The sequence below is a fragment of the Sphaerospermopsis reniformis genome (genome assembly GCF_005402885.1).
GTDB classification, from domain to species: domain Bacteria; phylum Cyanobacteriota; class Cyanobacteriia; order Cyanobacteriales; family Nostocaceae; genus Sphaerospermopsis; species Sphaerospermopsis kisseleviana.
Genome location: NZ_BJCE01000100.1, coordinates 1 through 19,234, shown reverse-complemented (window position 1 = coordinate 19,234; position 19,234 = coordinate 1). Strand labels below are relative to the sequence as shown.

Below are 19,234 nucleotides of genomic sequence, written 5' to 3'. Positions count from 1 at the left end.
GGAGGAGATTGGAAAATTTCTTTGCCATCTCTTGAAATCCCAAAAAATGCACACTTTTTCCGGTATACCCTTCAAAACCCTTGCACTAATTTCTGTGTTTATCAGCCTCTAACCTTTGATATATCAAAGTTTTAGGTTTATTCAGCAAGCCCTAAGTAGGGTTTGCTGAAAAAGTTATCTCTGAGTGGCCAGGAGTATGGCTAACGCCACGCTTACTTCGACAGGCTCAGTACAAGTCGCTATCAAGGAGTCAGGAGTTCAAGGAGTTCAAGGAGTTTTTTTTATTTTGAAATTCTGCAAACACTCACAAAGTGCAAGCTTTTTGAGGATCATAGTACCTACAACCTTGCACAATTTTAATTTTAATCATCCTCAATCCTTTGATTTATCTAGGGTTTACATTTATTCAGCAAGCCCTAATTAAATAATAACCTGATCCCCGACTTTTCAAAGATCAAAGAGGTTGGGGATCTATATCTATTGAATGGAAAAAAAGCTAATTACGAATTACCCGATGCTTTTGTAAATCTTCTAAATTACAAACTTCCAAAGCTCTAGAGTGGGTAGCTTCCAAAACAACAGGAGGTGCAACACCCGCTTCTAAAGCTTCTTGCCATCTGGCAGCACATAAACACCAACAATCTCCAGGTTTTAAACCAGGAAAATTAAAATAGGGTACAGGTGTGCTTAAATCATTGCTTTGGGATTTTGTATATTCTAAAAATTCTGCTGTTACTTGAGCGCAAACAACGTGCATCCCAAAATCTTGCCCTCCTGTGTTACAAAAACCATCGCGGTAATATCCAGTCATGGGAGATGTGCAGCAAAGTTCTAATTTTGTACCGAGTACGTTTTTAGCTTCTGTCATTTTTGGAGATTGTGTAGGTTTTCAGATATATATGTACATATATTCTACAAATAATAATCAGCAGCGGATATTTTATATATGTAACTGATTTTTTAAGTAATTATTCGTCAGAGTGAGGATAAAAGTCTAGGTCTAAAATTTGATTGAGAGCAAAAGGACAAGCGATCGCAAATTTCTCCTCTGATAAACCAGTTTCGACCATTGCCTCTTTTCGCGCTCTTTGATAAGTAGCGTTTATCCATTCATCATCAGTTAAAAACCGTCGTAAACTGGGACTTTCTGCCAATAATTCATCTAAATTCAATCGTTCACGGGTAATGGTTACTTGCCAACTTTTACTACGACGTTCAGGCTGATATTTCCACTTTAGCAGGTGTGATAACACCAACCTTAAAGCACTCTGTAACGCTCGCTGTTGACTCTTACCCAAATCTACCACTTCCTCAATTAAATTTTCTAAATCTAATTCGTCCCACTGTTGCGATCGCAAAATTTCTGCGGTCTGTTCTACCCAAGCAAAAAAATCTTGTCCATAAAGAGTTTGTAAAATTTGGAGTTCTTGGGTCTTCATGGTATTCCTGTTTTTTCATCCTGTGCATCCTTTCTTATTTTATCATATTGCTCCTTTAATGCTCCTAATCCTGATTCATAAACTGATTCATAAAATTTCTATTGTCAAAATCAGGATTGACTATTTTTTCAGATTAACAAGATTCAGTATTAATAAATTCATCCTTCATCCTGTAAATCCTATAATCTTGTTCATCCTGATTCTGACATTCTCAACTTATCATCTACCAAAAACAGTAGTCAAAGAACGAGCTATATTTTGCGGTTGCATCGCATCCATCGCTGCGGTTGGTTCATAACCACAATGCACCATACAATCACCACATTTAGGATTACCACTAGCGCGTCCGTACTTACTCCAATCAGTCTCATCTAACAATTCTTGGAAAGTTTGATAATAACCTTCATTCAACAAATAACAAGGTTTTTGCCAACCCAAAACACTATAACTAGGACTACCCCAAGGAGTACATTCATAGTCTTTTTCTCCAATGAGAAAATCTAAAAATAATGGGTTGTGATTAAAGTTCCAGTTTTTCTTCCCAGATGTGTAAGGTGCAAGAATTTCTCTAAATAAAGCGCGGGTTTGTTCTTTTTGCAGAAAATGATCTTGATCTGGTGCCCATTCATAACTGTAACCAGGGGAAATCATCATTCCATCAACTTTTAAAGTATCGAGAAAATCAAAAAATTCCTGCATTTCTTTGACATCACAACCTTCAAAAATAGTCGAGTTTGTAGTAACACGAAAACCTTTAGATTTAGCAGCGCGGATCGCTTGCACAGCAACATCAAAAACGCCTTTTCTGTCTACACATTTATCATGCCATTCCCGCATTCCATCAAGATGAACACTGAAAGTTAGATAAGGAGAAGGTTGAAATTTATGGAGACTCTTTTTTAACAACAAACCATTGGTACACAAGTAAACATATTTCTTGCGTTCTACTAAACCTTTAACAATTTCATCAATTTGTGGATGTAATAATGGTTCTCCTCCAGGAATAGAAACCACAGGTGCGCCACATTCTTCTACAGCTGCAAAACACTGTTCTGGGGTCAGATTTTGTTTGAGAACTTCTGTAGGATGTTGGATTTTTCCACAACCAGAACAAGCTAAGTTACATCTAAATAAAGGTTCTAACATTAAAACCAGAGGGAAGCGTTTACGTCCTAACAGACGTTGCGTCACTAAATACTTACCAATGTCTATAGCTTGTTGTACATTAATCGCCATTTAACTATTCTCCTCTCTTGATAAAACCACATCGTTTGTAGTCAGCACTTAAGTGCTGACTACGAACTTATTTGACATAACCATTAGCAACAAACCAATCAACAGCGTCCTTGAGTGCTACCTTCAGAGAAGACTGAGGTAGACTAAGTTCGCGGATGGCCTTGGAAGCATCATAATACATTGGTTGCTGTGCCATGCGAACACCATCTATAGGAACTGTGGGGGTTTTTCCCATAGGTGCAAGAATTTTCTCTTCTATCCAAGCAACACTCAATGGTAAAAAAGCGGGAACTGATACTTGCGGTGCTTTTATTCCGGTGATATCAGATAGTATTTCTAGCAGTTGTTTGAGACTGAGATTTTGATGTCCGAGAATATAGCGATCGCCTGTTTTTCCTTTTTCTAAAGCTAGTAAATGTCCCTTAGCTACATCTCGCACATCAATAAAGTTCAAACCAGTATCCACATAAGCCGGCATTTGTCGTCGCAAAAACCGCAGAATAATATTTCCGGTGGGTGTGGGTTTAATATCCAATGGTCCTATAGGACTGCTAGGATTAACTATCACTATATCTTGACCTTGTTTTGCTGCTTCTTTTGCGGCTTGTTCAGCTAGGAATTTAGACTTTTTATAGTCTCCCACTAACTTCTCTACTGGACTCTGATGGTTTTCATCCACAACTTTACCCGATTTTCCTACTCCAATAGCTGCGACGGAACTGGTATAAACTGTGCGTTCAATTCCCGCTTTTTGCGCTGCTGCTAAAATATTCCTTGTACCTTCCACATTATGACGATACAGTAAATCGCGGTCTTTTTGCCACAGGGAATAATGGGCAGCTACATGAAACAGATAATTACAACCTTGCATCTGTTTCCAGATATTGGGATCATTTAAATCACTTTTGACAATATCTATTTCTAAACTCCGTAAATTTCCCAGGTTACTACTTCGACGTACTAAAGCCGTAACTTTGTATCCTGATTCTAATAGCGATCGCACTACATGAGAACCAATAAACCCCGTACCACCAGTCACAAAAGCCCGCATTGAATCACCCTTTGTTACTCAGTATTTGATTATCCATATATCTGGACAAGTTGCCAGAGTTTTTTGTTTTCGCAAAATCCGTTAATGATAAGATTATTATATGTACTAACGGTTATATCACTTTAAACTATGTCCCTACAAGAAGAAATTGACAAAATAAGCCAAGAAATTCGGACAGATGACTACTCAATGTCTATTGGAGAATGGATGAGTCTTTATCAGAGTAATGAGATTGATATTAATCCAGATTTCCAAAGATTTTTTCGCTGGTCAGATCATCAAAAATCAACTTTTATCGAATCAATTTTGTTAGGTATACCAATTCCACCAATTTTTGTCAGTGAAAGAGATGATGGTGTTTGGGATATTGTGGATGGTGTTCAAAGACTATCAACAATATATGAATTTACGGGTCTTCTTAAAAAAAATGAACAAGAAGAAAATACTGATCCAGTTGCTTTACAGAAAACCACATATTTACCATCTTTAGAAGGTAAAAAATGGGATGATCCAAATGATGAAAAGAATTCTCTGACCCAAACACAACGTTTATTGATTAGGAGAGCAAAAATTGGTGTCAATATCGTTAAAAAAGAAAGCGATCCAATGATTAAATATGAGCTATTTCAGAGACTAAATACAGGAGGATCACTTGCCACACCCCAAGAAGTAAGAAATTGTATCCTTTTGATGTTAAACAAGAATTTATACGAATTGATGCTCTCACTTGCCAACTATGAACCCTTCATAAACTGTATTTCTTTGAGTGATAGGCTTAAAGAAGAACGGTATGATATGGAATTAGTCTTGCGTTTTATTCTGCTATTTGATCAGGATGTGGAAATTAAAAAATTGGGTGACGATGTTAACGTTTTCCTAACAGATGAAATGCGGAAAATGGCTCTTAATCAAAACTTAGATTATAGCCATATAGAAACAGCATTTAAAAAAACATTTGATATCCTTAATCAAACCACAGGGGATAATAGTTTCAAAAGGTATAAATCTGAAGAAAACAGGTTTCTTGGTGGGTTTCTATTATCGTCCTATGAAGTAATAGCATTAGGAATTGGACACAACTATAAAAATTTACCTCCCATAAACCAAATATCTGATATTATCAAAAAAATTTGGTCAGATTCAACTTACAAAAAATGGTCAGGTGCAGGTGTAAATGGTGCAAGACGTTTACCCTATCTTATTCCCCTTGGTAGAGGAGTATTTTCTCCTCTATGAGCATCCAAACTCTTGAAGACTTAAATAAGACGCTGGCAACTGATATTACTTGGAGAAAAAAGGAACTTTCAGAAATAAAATCCTTGATAGAATTAAAAAATGTTTCTCCTCAAAGGCATAATGTATGTATTCGCAGTGGAATATGTATTTTATATGCTCATTGGGAGGGTTTTGTTAAATTAGCAGGAAACTCTTATGTGGAATATATTAGAAGCAAAAAACTGCGATATGGAGAACTTTCTAGTAATTTTTTAGCTTTGGCAATGAAAGAAAAACTAAAAGAGGCAAAGGAGACTAATAAAGCATCATTATATATACCTGTTTGTGATTTTTTTCTTTTCCAGTTAGATGACAGATGTTCTCTACCCAAAAATCCAATTTCTACTGCATCTAATCTGTCTTCTGAAATTTTAAAAGAAATAACTCATACTCTGGGAATAGCATTTCCCCTTGACTCCACTAAGTCGAAATTGATAGATGAAAGACTTTTAAAGAGAAGAAACGAAATTGCACATGGCGAATATTCTTTAACGATTGATAGAGAACAATATATAGAATTACATATAATGGTTATGGATATGCTAGAAATATTTCGTAATCAGATAGAAAATGCTGCTGCTACTCAAGATTTTCTTGTGAGAAAATAAGATTTTCTAATTTGGTAAAAAAATGTATTCCTAATTCAATCTTAACTTAATTATTGTCAGAATCAGGATTTCCAGGATTTCCAGGATGTAGCAAAAAACTGAGGTTTTACGCAAGCTATAAGTTTAATTTATTGAAAAGAAGTTTTTAATAAGTTTTTCTTCAAAAAAATTCTTTTTTTTAGGGGTTGCGATCGCTGTCGGTGTGGTAAGATAGTTATATAAATATAATGGGACATAAGCAAAATTTTTATCGAGGCACATATTCCCATTACAAAAATATCACATCTAGCTGAAAAAGTCAACGGGGTTGAACCCCAAAAAACGAATTTTTTTCAAAATTTAATTTTTTTTTATTTTTTGATGTCCTGAGAAATTGAAGAAAATCAAATCCTGTAAATCCTCAAATCCTGGACATCCTGATTCAGACAAACAAATTATAACACAAACCAACATCCTGTAAATCCTGATTCTGACATTTTCCTATATTTCCACATATTGCCAGCGTTTGGTTGCTCCTGTTTCTCGACAGATTAAAATTCCAAACCATTCTAATCTTTCGACATTTTCAGCAATGGCATTTTTGTATTTTCCACCATTTTTGAATTGAGCAGCAATTTGATCCACAGTCCACTCGCTGGTATTGGTGCGGAGTAAGTCGCGGATAGCTGCAAGTTGGTCTTTTGGTTGTTTGGGAAATGTTTTTTGTTCGGTGGGAATAATGACGGTTTCTTCTGTTTCCATCACTTCCGTTAGCACTTGTTGAGTAACTTCATTTGGTGCTTGATATTCGGGACGCAACCAGCGAATTATTCCGTTACGTTCTTCTTCTGCACGTTCAGCATTGAGCGCAACTAATCTTGCTAAAATTATTTCTTCAATTTCGGCTTTTGTTTTGCTATCATCTTTTAAATCTTGCCATCCATAAGCATCAAAAACGGCGTTATCTAATTCATCATGAATTTGTTTGAGGGTCGAAACTAAGGCTTTATTATTATATGTTTTATCTGCTTCGGTAAATGTTTCACCTTTGCGGAGTTTTTCTAGCAGGTTATACATTCCGGTAATTGTGATTTCGGGATGTTGTGTTTGTACTCGTTTACGGTGGGAGTCTAATCTTTCTCCTAATTCTCGGATTTTTTGTTTTTGTTCTAGTGTAGGATTTGGAAAAGGGAAAGGATCGAAACAAACGGAATTGTTATAACGTGGTCTATCTTCCAATGTTCCACCAGTTGCAATTGTCCAATTGACATGAATTTGTGAAGATAAGATACTTAGGTAGTAAGGATCATTTAATGCAAAAACTATTAATCCCTGATCTGGTATACAGTTTGATTCTATGCGAATAAATATTCGATGTTTAGCTGTCATTGTAGTAACAGTAAAATATGGAATATTCGCTACAGCTTCACGTAAATCAGGTCTAGCTCTTTCAAAAAGCCACCATTTCTCTCTCAAACCAGGAACTTGACATTTTACCCGTTCTGGTTTTACTGAATCATAAATATGTTGATAAATTTGTGGATATTTTAACTGAGCTTCACTAATATCTACTCCATGTAAATCTATAACATATACACCTCTTCTAACCTGTGCAATATCTTTTCCATTCCAAAGAGGCTTAATTATATTATTGTTAATACTATCAAATTTACCTCTTTTTTCTTCGGTCAAAACAAAACCTGAACCATTGATAGTCATACCTCTAAATGCCAAACCTTTATTTGCTCGTAAAGGTATTGCACTAGATATATTTACTCCTGTTTGTAAATTACTAAAAATCTTCCCCACAGTTTTAGTTGAAAATTCTATATCTGTTGCTGAATCTTCGGGGGTTTCTCCGTCTAATTCTCGAATTAATTCACAGAATTGTGCAATCTTTAATAGCGGATTATCTAATTCTACAATTGTCATAGCAATTCTTACAGATGCACCTTCATCAACCCAAGGGTGATCAGGAATTGCAAAGAGAATACGCACAGGATTATTTTTATTAAAATGTAAATCTATTAAACTACGCTGTCGAATTTGACTAATACTATTAGTAGTAATAAATCCAAATCTTTTAAGCTTTTTTGAACTTACTAAATCAGCCGCTTTATGCCACCAATACATAACAAAATCTACAGTATCAGGTACATCTGGATAAACTTTACGTAATGTTTCTGTATATCCATCACCTAATCTATCCCTCATTCGTGCATTACCAATAAAAGGAGGATTAGAAACAATATAATCTGCATTTGGCCATTTAGCAGAACGAGGATTAAGATAACGATAAATAGGAACTTGATCACTCGCGTCAGGAACATCTTCACCCGTCACAGGATGCTTGATCATTTTTCCTCCCCAGCGAGTTTTTACCTTACCAGTTTTAATATCAATATCTAATTCCTTACCATCATAATCTAACACCGCATCCCGAAATTCAATATTATGAAAATCCTGTAAAATTGGTTCTGGTGGTGGTGTACTTCCATAGCGTTTAAAATGCCATTGTAAATAACCAATCCAAATTACTAACTCTGCAATAGCGGCCGCTCTAGGATTAATTTCAATTCCTAAAAATTGCGACGGGTTTACCTGTTTTCTCCCAGCTAAACGCGGATCAAATTCCTCCAATAAATTCGTTGTCACCTTACCCAAAACATCCAGCAAGCGCATTTGTACTTCCTGTTCCAATGTTTTCAGTAAGTCTAACGTCACATACAAAAAGTTACCCGAACCACAAGCAGGATCAAGAATCCGAATTTGTTGTAATTTATCTAAAAATCCCCTAATTTCATTTTCCGCTTTTTCTATTTGTGCTTTTGTCGGTTTTTGCTGTTTTTCTTTCAGAGTTAAAAATCGATCAACTTCCGATTCAACTAATAACCATTCTTCTCTTAAAGGTTCTATAACTACGGGACGCACCAACCGCTCAACATAGGATCGGGGTGTGTAATGCGCTCCTAAACTTTTACGTTCTTTACTATCTAAAGCTCTTTCTAATAATGTGCCAAAAATCGCCGGTTCTACCTCTGTCCAATCTTTATTTGCAGCTTCATACAGCACTTCTAACTGTTCTTTGGGTAAATCAAAAGCTGTCGCATCAGCAAAAAAACTACCATTAAATTGGGGAATTTCATCAAAGTTAAATCTACCCCCAGTATTCATGATATCCCAAAGGCTTTCAATATCTGTCTTAAACGTCTTCGGTTCAACTAACCAGCGTTCTTTTAATGCTTTAGTGAAAACTTCTCCTTTCAACAATTTCACATCTTCTGCAAACATCGTAAAAATGCAGCGCATGAGAAAATTAGCCACTTCTTGGGGTTGGTGTCCTTGTTTTTCTAACCACCGTGCTAATTTAGCTAAGGTATCTGCAACTTCTCTTGTTACCCGCGCTCGATATTTTTCCGGGTTTAAAGTTTGCGGATCATTAAATATCGCAACGAAACGATTAAATACTTTTTCATCTAAAAGCTGATCAAGATCAATTTTTTCCCGCGCACCATAACCACCATAGTTACCACTAAAACTCATCCACATTTCAAAATGTGAACCAATATCACAGGTAATTAAAAAAGGAGGTTTACTTGGTAGAAAAGGTGTATAACTTTGAGCTTGATAAAAAGCTTTTTCCATGGCGATATCGTAGGTTTTTGTCCCGCGTTTAGCAGTACCCCGTTTCGCTGTATTTCCCCCTTGTTTAGCTTCTATTAAAAAATGTCCTTCTTTGTAGAAGTCTGCAAAGTTGGTAGTTTCTCCATCTTTGTTAAATATCTTGATGTCTTTATCAAAACAATAGCGATCGCCTGTTATACTTCCTTTGGGTGCTGGACGTTCTACCGCCAAAGCATCACAAAGTTCTAAAAAGAAACCCTGATAATTTGCTCTCTCGTTACCCTGTGAACCTTTCCACTTTTTGAGGAATATTTCTACTCGTTGATGATCTTCACTTTTCATGGTAGTCTAGAATATTAATTACTGTTATGAATTAGGATTTTACAGGATTTTTGTCAGAATCAGGATATCCAGGATTTGAGGATTTTCAGGATGTAGTAAAAGAAAAAAACTGAAGTTTTACCCAATTCATAAGTTTGAATTATTGAAAATTAAAAATTAATAAGTTTTTCTTCAAAAAATCTTTTTTTTAGGTGTTGCCGTCGGGGTAAACGTGGTATGATAGTCATATTAATATAATGGAGCATAAGCAAAATTTTTTGTAAGACACACATTCCCATTATCAAAATATCAAGTCTAGACAAAAAAGTCAACGGGGTGAACCCCAAAAAACGAATTTTTTTTTCAAAATTTAATTTTTTTTAATTTTTTTGATGTTCTAAGAAATTGAAAAAACTAAAATCCTGTAAATCCTAAAATCCTGGACATCCTGATTCTGACAACAAAATTATAACACAAACCAACATCCTGTAAATCCCTTAATCATATCAATTAGATCCCCGACTTCTTGAAAAAATCGAGGATCTAACTCTGTCAACTGTCAACTGTCAACTGTCAACTGTCAACTGTCACCTGTCACCTGTCATCTTCTTTCTGGGAAACCAATCATCTAAAATGGCATAGACAACAGGAACAACAATTAAACTGAGAATAGTAGAAGTTACTAAACCACCAGCAATAGCAACGGCCATAGGCGATCGCAACTCAGAACCTGCACCAAAACCCAAAGCAATTGGTAACATCCCTAAAATAGTAGAGACAGTAGTCATCATAATCGGTCTGAGTCTCACAGGTCCAGCTTTAAGAATAGCTTCCGTGCGTTCCAAACCTGAGAGACGTAATTGATTAATGTAATCTACCAAAACAATCGCATTTTTAATAGCAAGTCCTAGTAAAAACACAAAACCAATCAAAGAAATCATGCCAAAATCACTCTTAGTTAAGAGTAAAGCTAACATTGCTCCCACCACAGCTAAAGGTAAAGAAGCACCAATTACTAAAGGATCTACCCAACTTCTAAACAGTAAAATCAAGACAACGATAATACACAACGCCGATAAAATCAAAGTGGAAATAAAACTACTAAAAACCTCATTTTGTTTAGCAGAATCTCCACCTAAATCTAAAGTAATATCAGCAGGTAAAATATCTTGAGCTTCAGCCACAATTTTATCTGTAGCATTACCCAAAGTTAAATCCTGACCCAAATTAGCACTGACATAAGCTACCCGTTGTTGGTTGAGTCGTTCAATCTGAAAAACTTGATCTGAATTATTTGTTTCACCTGTAACTGTAACATCTGCAAATCCTGGAATTTTCGTAATGCGATCTTTAATTTTCTTGGCCGCTTGATTCAAAGTTTTCAGATCATTACCACGAAGTGCTATTTGTAAAGGTTTTTCCCCACCAGTATCCACAAATTGAATATCTTCCACACTGGTAGACACACCAGGAAGTTGAGGTAAACTTTGCCGCAATTGATCTTGTAATTCTGCGGTTTTCATTGTGCGGTCTGCCTTCAACTTGACATAGAGAGTACCCTTATTTGGTTCACCTCCACGAGAACCAACCGTAGTAAACACAGTTTCCACATCTGGGTATTTTCTTACCTCCGCTTCCAGTTTTTTTGCCACCTCTAAAGAGTCATTGAGAGGGTTAGGAATGGGGACTGGGGACTGGGACGTTATTTCCTTTCTGTCTTCTACCTGGTTGGTGAGCGAAGTCGAACCACCCCTGCTTCTTAACTGCTGTAAAGCTTCTAAATCAGGGATTTTCGGCAAAGGAGCAGTATAAGTAATATTAAATTCACCCCGATCTAACTTAGGAATAAAACCCTTGGGAATAAAAGGAACTAGGGCAATTCCAGCAACAAAACTGAGTACAGCTAAAGCAATAACTATTTTTCGGTGATTCAAAGACCAAGCTAATAAATTGCGATAAGCTTCAGTAAAATAAACCCCAATATTTGCTAAACCCACCCAAGAACTCTCTGAAACCTTCTTCCCTTCGTGTTCTTTGCGCCCTTCGTGGTTCAATTCTCTTTTCTTAACAGGTTTGAGCCAATAAATAGATAAAACTGGTGATAAAGTCCGCGCCACCAATGTAGAAGCAATATAAGCAGCAGAAACCGTAATTCCAAAAGGCTGGAAAAATTGTCCAACTACTCCACCCATCAAACCAATAGGCAAGAAAACAGCTATAGCTGTAGCAGTAGTAGCAACAACCGTTAAACCAATTTCATCGGTAGCTAAATGTGCCGCTTCACGGGGACTTTGCCCTTCTTCAATATGCCGTAAGATATTTTCCACATCAATAATGGCATCATCAATCACACTACCAATAACCAAAGCCAAAGCTAACAACGTAATTGTTTCTAAGTTAAAGCCGAAAAAGGCCATCACAATAAACGTTGCTAACAAAGATGTGGGAATAGCTAAAGCAGAAATTAAAGTTGCTCGCCAACTCCATAAAAATGGGAAAATGACGACAATTGCTAAAATGATCGCTTCCATCAACGCATCTATGGTTGACTGGGTAGCTTTGCGGATATATTCTGCTTGGGTAGCGGCTAGGGTAAATTTGACATCTTTGAAAGTAGAGCGCAGGTTTTCTACTTCCTGTTCTACGCGACTGACAACTTCTAAAGTATTAGCATTACCACGTTTAATGACTTGAAAAGCTAGTACATCTTGACCATTAAATCTGACTAAATTTCCGCCCCCTTGAGGTAAGGCCGCAGTGGCATTGGTAGGATTGAGAGGAGGTGATTTTGGTGGAGTGCCTAGCAGTGAGACTTTGAGAACTCCTGGTAATTTGGCGATCGCAGGGACAATTTTCTCATCTGCCAATTTTTGCAAATCATCCAAACTGCCAGACTCGCTTTCAATGGCATAACTAATGACTGATGACTCATTCAGGTTTAAAGGAATAATCTGATAATTAGCTCCTTCAGGCAGTTTTAAATCCTTGAGTGCAGTTGTAGTATTTTCCGTAGAAGTTTCTAAATTTGTACCCACTGCAAACAACAAGCTTACAGCAGTTTGCCCCGGATAGCTGGAAGAACGGATATTTTCCAGACCTTCCAAGGATTTGAGGCTTTCTTCTATTGGTTTAGTTAACTTTTCTTCTGTCTCTAAAGCCGAAGTGAAGGGTGCTTGAGCATTAACCACCACCACGGGAAAAGTAATATCGGGGAATAGGGCGTATTTGAGAGAACTAAAAGCCAGAATACCCGCTATTGTCACCCCGATCCAAAAACACACCGTCAACCACGAAAATTTAATTGCCCATCTGGATATATTAAAAATTTCGCGTGCGGATTTTGAGTTAGTCTGTACCATCTTGGAAATTAGATCATCGCGTGGCTGACACAATCATTTAGTTATGCTACATTAACCGTCCACCTTTTAGTCAGTTTTGCAAATCGCTATATTCCCAGTGTTTTGGATCTGGGAATATGAGCGATCGCCTATATCAAAATGCTGATGTTCAATAAGTTGAATATTTCTAAAGTTGTAGTTATAAGTCCCCAGTCCCCAGTCCCCAGTCCCCAATCACCAATGTGGACAGTTTCTCAACACGGCTTCCAGTTTCCTAGCAACATCCACAGAATCACTTGAAAGGATTAGGAATGGGAAGTGAAGATGGTAAAACAGCTACAGCAGCAGCACAAGAGGAATTTTTTTACCCTCTTATGTTCATTCCTCCTTGTCCCCGTAGCCTTCCTTGTTCTGGTAGTTGTCCTGGTTCTGCTTGCGCCAATAGTTAGAGATCATGAACACGAGGAGCAGGTATAAACACATTAAACTCGCATCTGTCAAATTTGGCAATAAAGCCTTGAGAAATCAGGGGGTGTGAGAGCGCAAATTAAATTAAAAATCCCCTGCTGGTTAAGCATGGGGATTTTCCCTAAAAGCTTTATTCTTAATTAAGCAGCTAGATTTGACGCAGCAAATTCCCAGTTAACCAAGTTATCCAAGAAATTTTTGATGAATGCTGGACGTGCATTTCTGAAGTCGATGTAATAAGCGTGTTCCCAAACGTCGATGGTGAGCAGTGCCTTTTTACCATGAGCTAGGGGGTTTTCTGCGTTGGGTGTTTTCATGACTTTGAGTGTACCACCGTCATCAACTAACCAAGCCCAACCGCTACCAAACTGGGTTGCAGCCGCAGTAGAAAATTCTTCTTTGAATTTGTCGAAGCTGCCAAAGTCTTTATTAATTCTCTCGGCTAGTTCACCTGTGGGAGCGCCACCACCTGCGGGTGTGAGTGAGTTCCAAAAGAAGGTGTGGTTCCAAACTTGAGCCGCGTTGTTGAAAATGCCAGCTTTGGCAGGATCTTTGAAGGAAATTTGAATTACTTCTTCGAGGGACTTATCAGCAAGTTCTGTACCATCGGTGAGTTTATTGAGGTTGTCTACATAAGCTTTGTGATGCTTACCATAGTGATACTCAAAGGTTTCACCTTTCATGCCATATTGCTCTAAAGCATTAAAGTCGTAGGGTAGGGGAAGCTGTGTAAATGCCATGTTTTCAAGTCCTCTCTTTATTGTTTTCCAGTTAAAGCTATTGCCAAAAACCAGAAAATTTCAGGTTTTGTATTGAGTCAGTTTTATATCCTTGATATTGGGACACAAAACTTAACATGGCTATTCTACTACCAAAGTGAACCTTAAACCACTGCACTTTAGTAATAACCCAGATTTCTAGTTCTCTAGTTGGGGCTGGTAATGGGTAATGGGTAATGGGTAATTGGTAATTGGTGATTGGGAAATCAAAAATTATTGTGAACTCCTGAACTCCTGTAACTCCTGAATCCTGAATTCTGCGGTAATTATCGTTGAGACAAACGATCCTGGTAATAATTAACAATTCGCGCTGCCACCTCACCAGGAGTAAGTCCATCGGTTTCCACTTCCACTGCATCGGCGGCTTTCCGCAATGGGGAAATTTTGCGAGTGCTATCTTTATAATCTCGTTCGGCAATATCCCGTTCGAGTTGTTCTAAACTTACTTCCGGTTGCCCTTGTTTTGTAAAGTCCTGCTGACGACGACGGGCGCGTTCACTCACAGAAGCAGTTAAGAAGATTTTCACTTCTGCATCTGGGAAAACATGAGTACCAATGTCTCGGCCTTCAGCTACTAAACCACCCTTTTTCCCCCAGCTTTGTTGTTGTTGAACCAGGGCTTTGCGGACTGTATTTTGCGCGGCGATCGCTGATACTTTTGATGTCACCTCAATGCTCCGAATTTCTTGAGTGACATCAATACCATTAATCCATACCTGTACGGGAAATTGTATATTTTGACTAGGAGTAAGTTCTATTTTACACTGGTTGGCTAATTCAGCAATACTGCATTCATCATCAATATCAATGCCGTTTTCCAGCACTAACCAAGTGATAGCACGGTACATTGCACCAGTATCTAAATAAACTAACCCTAGTTGGTTTGCCACTTGGCGAGCCACGGTAGACTTACCCGCACCAGCAGGACCATCAATGGCGATAATCGGTTGGCGTAGCCCGTTGTAGACATCGCGCAAGATGGTATTATCAATCAAACGTGTAGAACCTAGACGGGCTGCGATCGCCAGCATTCCTTCCTCCTCAATTTTTCTTAGAAACATCAATGTAGTCGGTTCAACCAATTCAATATATTCCACATAGATAGTGCTGACTTTTGCGATTTCTTCCCACACCAATGCTATCAGCTGGCTGCTGTTGCGAACGCCAGCACGAAACGCCGCTTCAGCTTGCTGCAAGCCTTTAAATAACACTGTTGCCTGATCTTTTTCCGTTGCAGTCAAATATTGATTACGAGAACTCAAAGCCAAGCCAGACGCTTCCCGCACCGTTGGACAAGCAACAATTTCTACTGGCAAATTTAAATCAGCCACCAGACGTTTAATAACTGCTAGTTGCTGGCCATCTTTTTCACCAAAGTAAGCTCGATCAGGCTGTACCAAATTGAAAAGCTTGGTGACAATTGTCGCCACACCTTGAAAATGACCCGGCCGATATCTACCACACAAGCTACTTATCATACCAGATGGAGGGATTACTTGTGTCACTTGATTTTCTTGTATATTCTTCTGAGCAATTCCCATTTCTTCCGGAGTAGGGGCAAAAATCGCATCAACTCCCGCTTGTTCACACAATTTTCGATCTTGCTCTAAAGTCCGAGGATAGCGTTGATAATCCTCATGTGGTCCAAATTGTAGGGGATTGACAAAAATACTAACAATCACAGTAGAATTTTCTTGCCTAGCTTGTTGCATTAGGCTTAAATGACCTTGATGCAGTCCGCCCATAGTGGGGACTAAACCAATTTTTGTAGGATACCAAGTAGTCTGATCATCAAATAATAGCTCTTCTGCAAGCTGGAGATTGGTTTCCCAGCGACGTTGATTTAAATAGCAGCGTAAAGCTGCAACTGTTGTCAGCAAGCGCACAAAATACCCCTAGTTCTTCTCTATCCTCTCCCCCGTTAGTTTATATCTAAAATTGGGGTGAGAGATGAATGAACTAGGGGTATGAAACAATAGTGAAGAGCGAAAAAGAGTTTTTACTGTAAAAGGGTGTTATCTTCCCAACACCTCAATACGAACGGGAGCAAGTCCACTGCTCATCATTCCTAATATCCGGGCTGCACCCAGAGAAAGGTCAATAACTCGACCACCGATGTATGGACCACGATCATTAATTCGCACAACTACAGACTTACCATTCCGGGTGTTAGTCACACGAACTTTTGTTCCCATAGGTAAACTACGATGGGCTGCTGTCATTCCTTCGGGATTATATCTCTCACCGTTGGCAGTTTTCCTACCTGCCCAATCATAACCGTACCAAGAAGCTATACCCTGGAAGTTGAATTTGATGCGACCGGCAACTTGTTGCGGTAGCTTGGGCATGGAAATGGTGGTACGTGGTGGTAAGTTGGCAATTTCGCTGATGGGAGATGCTTGGCCTATGAGTCTCCGCAGGCGATTGGTTGCTTGTAATGCATCTTGTGCTAGATTATTTGTAGTATCTGATAGTTGGGTGGATTCATTGATTTCCACCAATTCTTTACCGTTGATTTTGATGGTGTAGCTATCAGGTTGCTGTTCAACAGAGAAGCCTTTGTCTTGGGCTTTATTATGATTCACTGGAGATTTTTCCCCTGTTTTCCAGCTGACGATAATTTTGCTTGCGTCTGCATCCTCCCGCATCAACTGGTTGATTTTGGAGGCTAATAAGCTGGCTCTGTGTACTGGGTCATCGGCAATAATGGAGCTAGGAGATTTGCTCACATCCATTACACTTCCCACACTGGCTACCTTAGCTGAGTTACTGGCGGCAGGGATATAAGATTTAACGCCTTGGCTATTTCCAATTGTTCCCACTTTTGTTTCCGCACTTTTGACTGGGTTAGAACCCAGAAAGGTAAGAACGGGAATATTTCGGATGTAAAGGGTTGCCGCTTGACGACCTTCAACGCTGTGAGGATGAATTTGTGTGTTCACAGCATCTAAGGTATTTTCCTGTGTCGGGGATTGGTACTCTCCCACTTTCACTGCATCAGCTACGGCAGATGCTTGGGTAGTTGGAGAGTTTCCCTTGGTGGTTTGAGTACGACCCACTGCGGGTACACTCAAAACAGACAGAAACACAGCGACAGTAGTCCACAAATGTCTTTGATTCATGCTTCCGATTTTAAAGCGACTCTAGAACTTAAAGTTTTGTAATTCGAGTTTTGTGGTTCATGGCTTTTTCACCTGTGTTGGTGAATGAACCTGAAACTCGAACTCGTTCCGCTTTCACTTTTTGTTTATAACTGCAACAGAGTAACATGAACTTTTGGGCTTGGGGATCAGGGTTTTAGCGTAAGTCTTGCGCTGGTTTCCTCAATTCTTATTGGGTTTTATCAGTCAAAACCTTTTGCAAATCAGGTTTTTGGATTTGTAACATTTTTTTTCGGGATATGAATAATTTTTTATGAACATGAAATATGAAGTTGATTTTCGCTCAAGTTCTTAATACCTTGATTGTTTGATATCAGCTTTGTAATCATAGTAACATATATAACTCAAATTTTAAATATTTTTAGTATTTATTAGAACTTAATATTTGAATTATCAGTATTTATATTTATAATTGATATTTGCTCGATTTGAAGAATTTAACCAAAAAACTATGAATAATCAATGATTTTTCTGAAAAAAATACGTTTTTTATTTTCAGATTATTTTCAGAGTCGAATAAAATATAATACAAAGGCTATTTAAAAATATTGGTAAATATAGTATTTGTTTAAAATTGATTGTTCAGTAATTTTGAGGTTGACAAATATCTATTTTTAGTATTAAGCATTGGTTTCATCAAAAAAAGTAATGATGGGAAAATAGAGAAAAGGTTGTCAGTTTGTAAAGTAGACTTTTTTAAGTATAAAAAACTACTTTTAGCTGATAACCACAACTAATCCATCAACTATCATATTTATTTGCAAGTTATCAGCCTTATGGCAAACTCACAAGATCGAGAAACAGGTTCATCACCATTTTTAGAAGTTCTCAAAGATTTGCATTCCCAGTACAAATCACTGCAAGAGGGTACAGTCGCAAACTACATTCCCGAACTAGCAAAAGTAAACCCCAACTTATTTAGCATCTGTATTGCTACTGTAGATGGTCAGATTTATGAAGTTGGTGATTATCAACAGCTATTTACTATCCAGTCGATTTCCAAGGTGTTTATTTATGGACAAGCTTTAGAAGATCATGGACGGGATTATGTGTTAACTAGGGTAGGAGTAGAACCGACTGGAGACGCATTTAACGCGATTATTCTTGATGAACAATCAAAGCGACCCTATAACCCGATGGTAAACGCAGGAGCTATAGCCACTACCAGTTTAATTAAAGGTAATGGAGCGACAGAACGCCTTAATCGCTTATTAGAAATGTATAGGCGTTATATTGGACGAGATGTATTTGTAGATATTTCGGTATTTACTTCCGAACGCAGTACAGGACACCGCAACCGCGCTACTGCCCATCTTATGCTAAATTTTGGCATGATTGACCAAAATATTGAAGAAGCACTAGATTTATATTTTCAACAATGTTCTGTGATGGTAAATTGTCGAGATTTGGCGGTGATGGCTGCTACTCTCGCTAATAAAGGAGTGAACCCGATTACCAAGGAAAAAGCGGTAGACAGTTGTTATATCAAAGATATATTGAGTGTGATGTATACCTGTGGGATGTATAACTTTGCGGGTGAATGGGCTTATAAAGTAGGAATTCCAGCGAAAAGCGGCGTTTCTGGGGGAATTATCGCCGTTGTTCCTGGTCAGATGGGAATTGGAGTGTTTTCACCTCTGCTAGATGGGCGTGCTAACAGTGTGCGGGGGGTGAAGGTGTGTGAGGAACTGTCTCAACGCTTGGGGTTACATTTGTTTGAGTGTAAAGGAATGTGATTAGGGACTGGGGACTGGGGACTGGGGACTGGGGACTGGGGACTGGGGACTGGGGACTTGTGTCTTGAGTCCTGACACCTGACTCCTGACTCCGGACTCCTGACTCCTGACTCCTGAGTCCCGACTCCTGACGACTGAGCCGTGAGTCCTGAGTCCTGGTCCGGTGGTCATGGGTCGCGTGACCCCTCACTCTACACACTATTGACGCTCGCGCGTGCC

The 19,234-nt window shown here is 38.4% G+C and carries 15 protein-coding genes; 5 read left to right on the top strand and 10 right to left on the bottom strand.

Annotated elements, in window-relative coordinates:
* Window positions 1-496 precede the first annotated feature (496 nt).
* The 4 genes from FFR48_RS14950 to hpnA form a co-directional block, all read right to left on the bottom strand.
* On the bottom strand, window positions 497-868 hold the full coding sequence (locus FFR48_RS14950) for a DUF2237 family protein (RefSeq protein ID WP_137667910.1): 372 nt from the start codon (window positions 866-868) through the stop codon (window positions 497-499).
* A gap of 100 nt (window positions 869-968) precedes the next feature.
* A complete protein-coding gene (locus FFR48_RS14945) occupies window positions 969-1,439 on the bottom strand; it encodes a DUF29 domain-containing protein (protein WP_137667909.1) in 471 nt (156 codons plus the stop codon).
* A 219-nt stretch (window positions 1,440-1,658) separates the two neighbouring features.
* Entirely contained in the window at window positions 1,659-2,675 is a 1,017-nt protein-coding gene (hpnH, locus tag FFR48_RS14940) for an adenosyl-hopene transferase HpnH (RefSeq protein ID WP_137667908.1), read from the bottom strand.
* Window positions 2,676-2,742: 67 nt separating this feature from the next.
* The gene (gene hpnA / locus FFR48_RS14935; RefSeq protein WP_137667907.1) at window positions 2,743-3,726 is read right to left on the bottom strand and encodes a hopanoid-associated sugar epimerase; all 984 of its coding nucleotides are present in this window, start codon (window positions 3,724-3,726) and stop codon (window positions 2,743-2,745) included.
* A 129-nt stretch (window positions 3,727-3,855) separates the two neighbouring features.
* On the opposite strand from hpnA, the gene FFR48_RS14930 reads away from it, so the two are divergent.
* Together FFR48_RS14930 and FFR48_RS14925 are read left to right on the top strand one after the other, a co-directional pair.
* Window positions 3,856-4,962: a GmrSD restriction endonuclease domain-containing protein gene (locus tag FFR48_RS14930; RefSeq protein ID WP_137667906.1), complete on the top strand. Its 1,107-nt coding sequence runs from the start codon at window positions 3,856-3,858 to the stop codon at window positions 4,960-4,962.
* Window positions 4,959-5,609: an MAE_28990/MAE_18760 family HEPN-like nuclease gene (locus FFR48_RS14925; RefSeq protein WP_137667905.1), complete on the top strand. Its 651-nt coding sequence runs from the start codon at window positions 4,959-4,961 to the stop codon at window positions 5,607-5,609. The genes FFR48_RS14930 and FFR48_RS14925 overlap by 4 nt, the downstream gene beginning before the upstream one ends.
* 480 nt (window positions 5,610-6,089) lie before the next feature.
* On the opposite strand, the gene FFR48_RS29475 is transcribed toward FFR48_RS14925, so the two are convergent.
* A complete protein-coding gene (locus FFR48_RS29475; protein ID WP_137667904.1) occupies window positions 6,090-9,554 on the bottom strand; it encodes a class I SAM-dependent DNA methyltransferase in 3,465 nt (1,154 codons plus the stop codon).
* 566 nt (window positions 9,555-10,120) lie between these two features.
* A complete protein-coding gene (locus FFR48_RS14915) occupies window positions 10,121-12,892 on the bottom strand; it encodes an efflux RND transporter permease subunit (RefSeq protein WP_137667903.1) in 2,772 nt (923 codons plus the stop codon).
* Window positions 12,893-13,036: 144 nt separating this feature from the next.
* Here FFR48_RS14915 and FFR48_RS30105 point away from each other — a divergent pair, with 144 nt between their 5' ends.
* Complete coding sequence (locus FFR48_RS30105; protein ID WP_268932439.1) at window positions 13,037-13,171, top strand: hypothetical protein; 135 nt, start codon at window positions 13,037-13,039, stop codon at window positions 13,169-13,171.
* 11 nt (window positions 13,172-13,182) lie between these two features.
* Window positions 13,183-13,320 (top strand): hypothetical protein, encoded by a 138-nt coding sequence (locus tag FFR48_RS14910; RefSeq protein WP_162501890.1) that lies wholly within the window; start codon window positions 13,183-13,185, stop codon window positions 13,318-13,320.
* 159 nt (window positions 13,321-13,479) lie between these two features.
* On the opposite strand, the gene sodB is transcribed toward FFR48_RS14910, so the two are convergent.
* From sodB to FFR48_RS14895, 3 genes are all read right to left on the bottom strand, one after another.
* On the bottom strand, window positions 13,480-14,079 hold the full coding sequence (gene sodB, locus FFR48_RS14905; RefSeq protein WP_096571872.1) for a superoxide dismutase [Fe]: 600 nt from the start codon (window positions 14,077-14,079) through the stop codon (window positions 13,480-13,482).
* A gap of 305 nt (window positions 14,080-14,384) precedes the next feature.
* The gene (locus tag FFR48_RS14900; RefSeq protein WP_137667902.1) at window positions 14,385-16,004 is read right to left on the bottom strand and encodes a bifunctional pantoate--beta-alanine ligase/(d)CMP kinase; all 1,620 of its coding nucleotides are present in this window, start codon (window positions 16,002-16,004) and stop codon (window positions 14,385-14,387) included.
* A 129-nt stretch (window positions 16,005-16,133) separates the two neighbouring features.
* Window positions 16,134-17,240 (bottom strand): septal ring lytic transglycosylase RlpA family protein, encoded by a 1,107-nt coding sequence (locus FFR48_RS14895; protein WP_137667901.1) that lies wholly within the window; start codon window positions 17,238-17,240, stop codon window positions 16,134-16,136.
* 806 nt (window positions 17,241-18,046) lie between these two features.
* On the opposite strand from FFR48_RS14895, the gene glsA reads away from it, so the two are divergent.
* Entirely contained in the window at window positions 18,047-19,015 is a 969-nt protein-coding gene (gene glsA / locus FFR48_RS14890; RefSeq protein ID WP_370569778.1) for a glutaminase A, read from the top strand.
* Here glsA and FFR48_RS14885 read toward each other — a convergent pair whose 3' ends face one another.
* Entirely contained in the window at window positions 19,016-19,186 is a 171-nt protein-coding gene (locus FFR48_RS14885) for a hypothetical protein (RefSeq protein WP_162501889.1), read from the bottom strand.
* Window positions 19,187-19,234 lie beyond the last annotated feature (48 nt).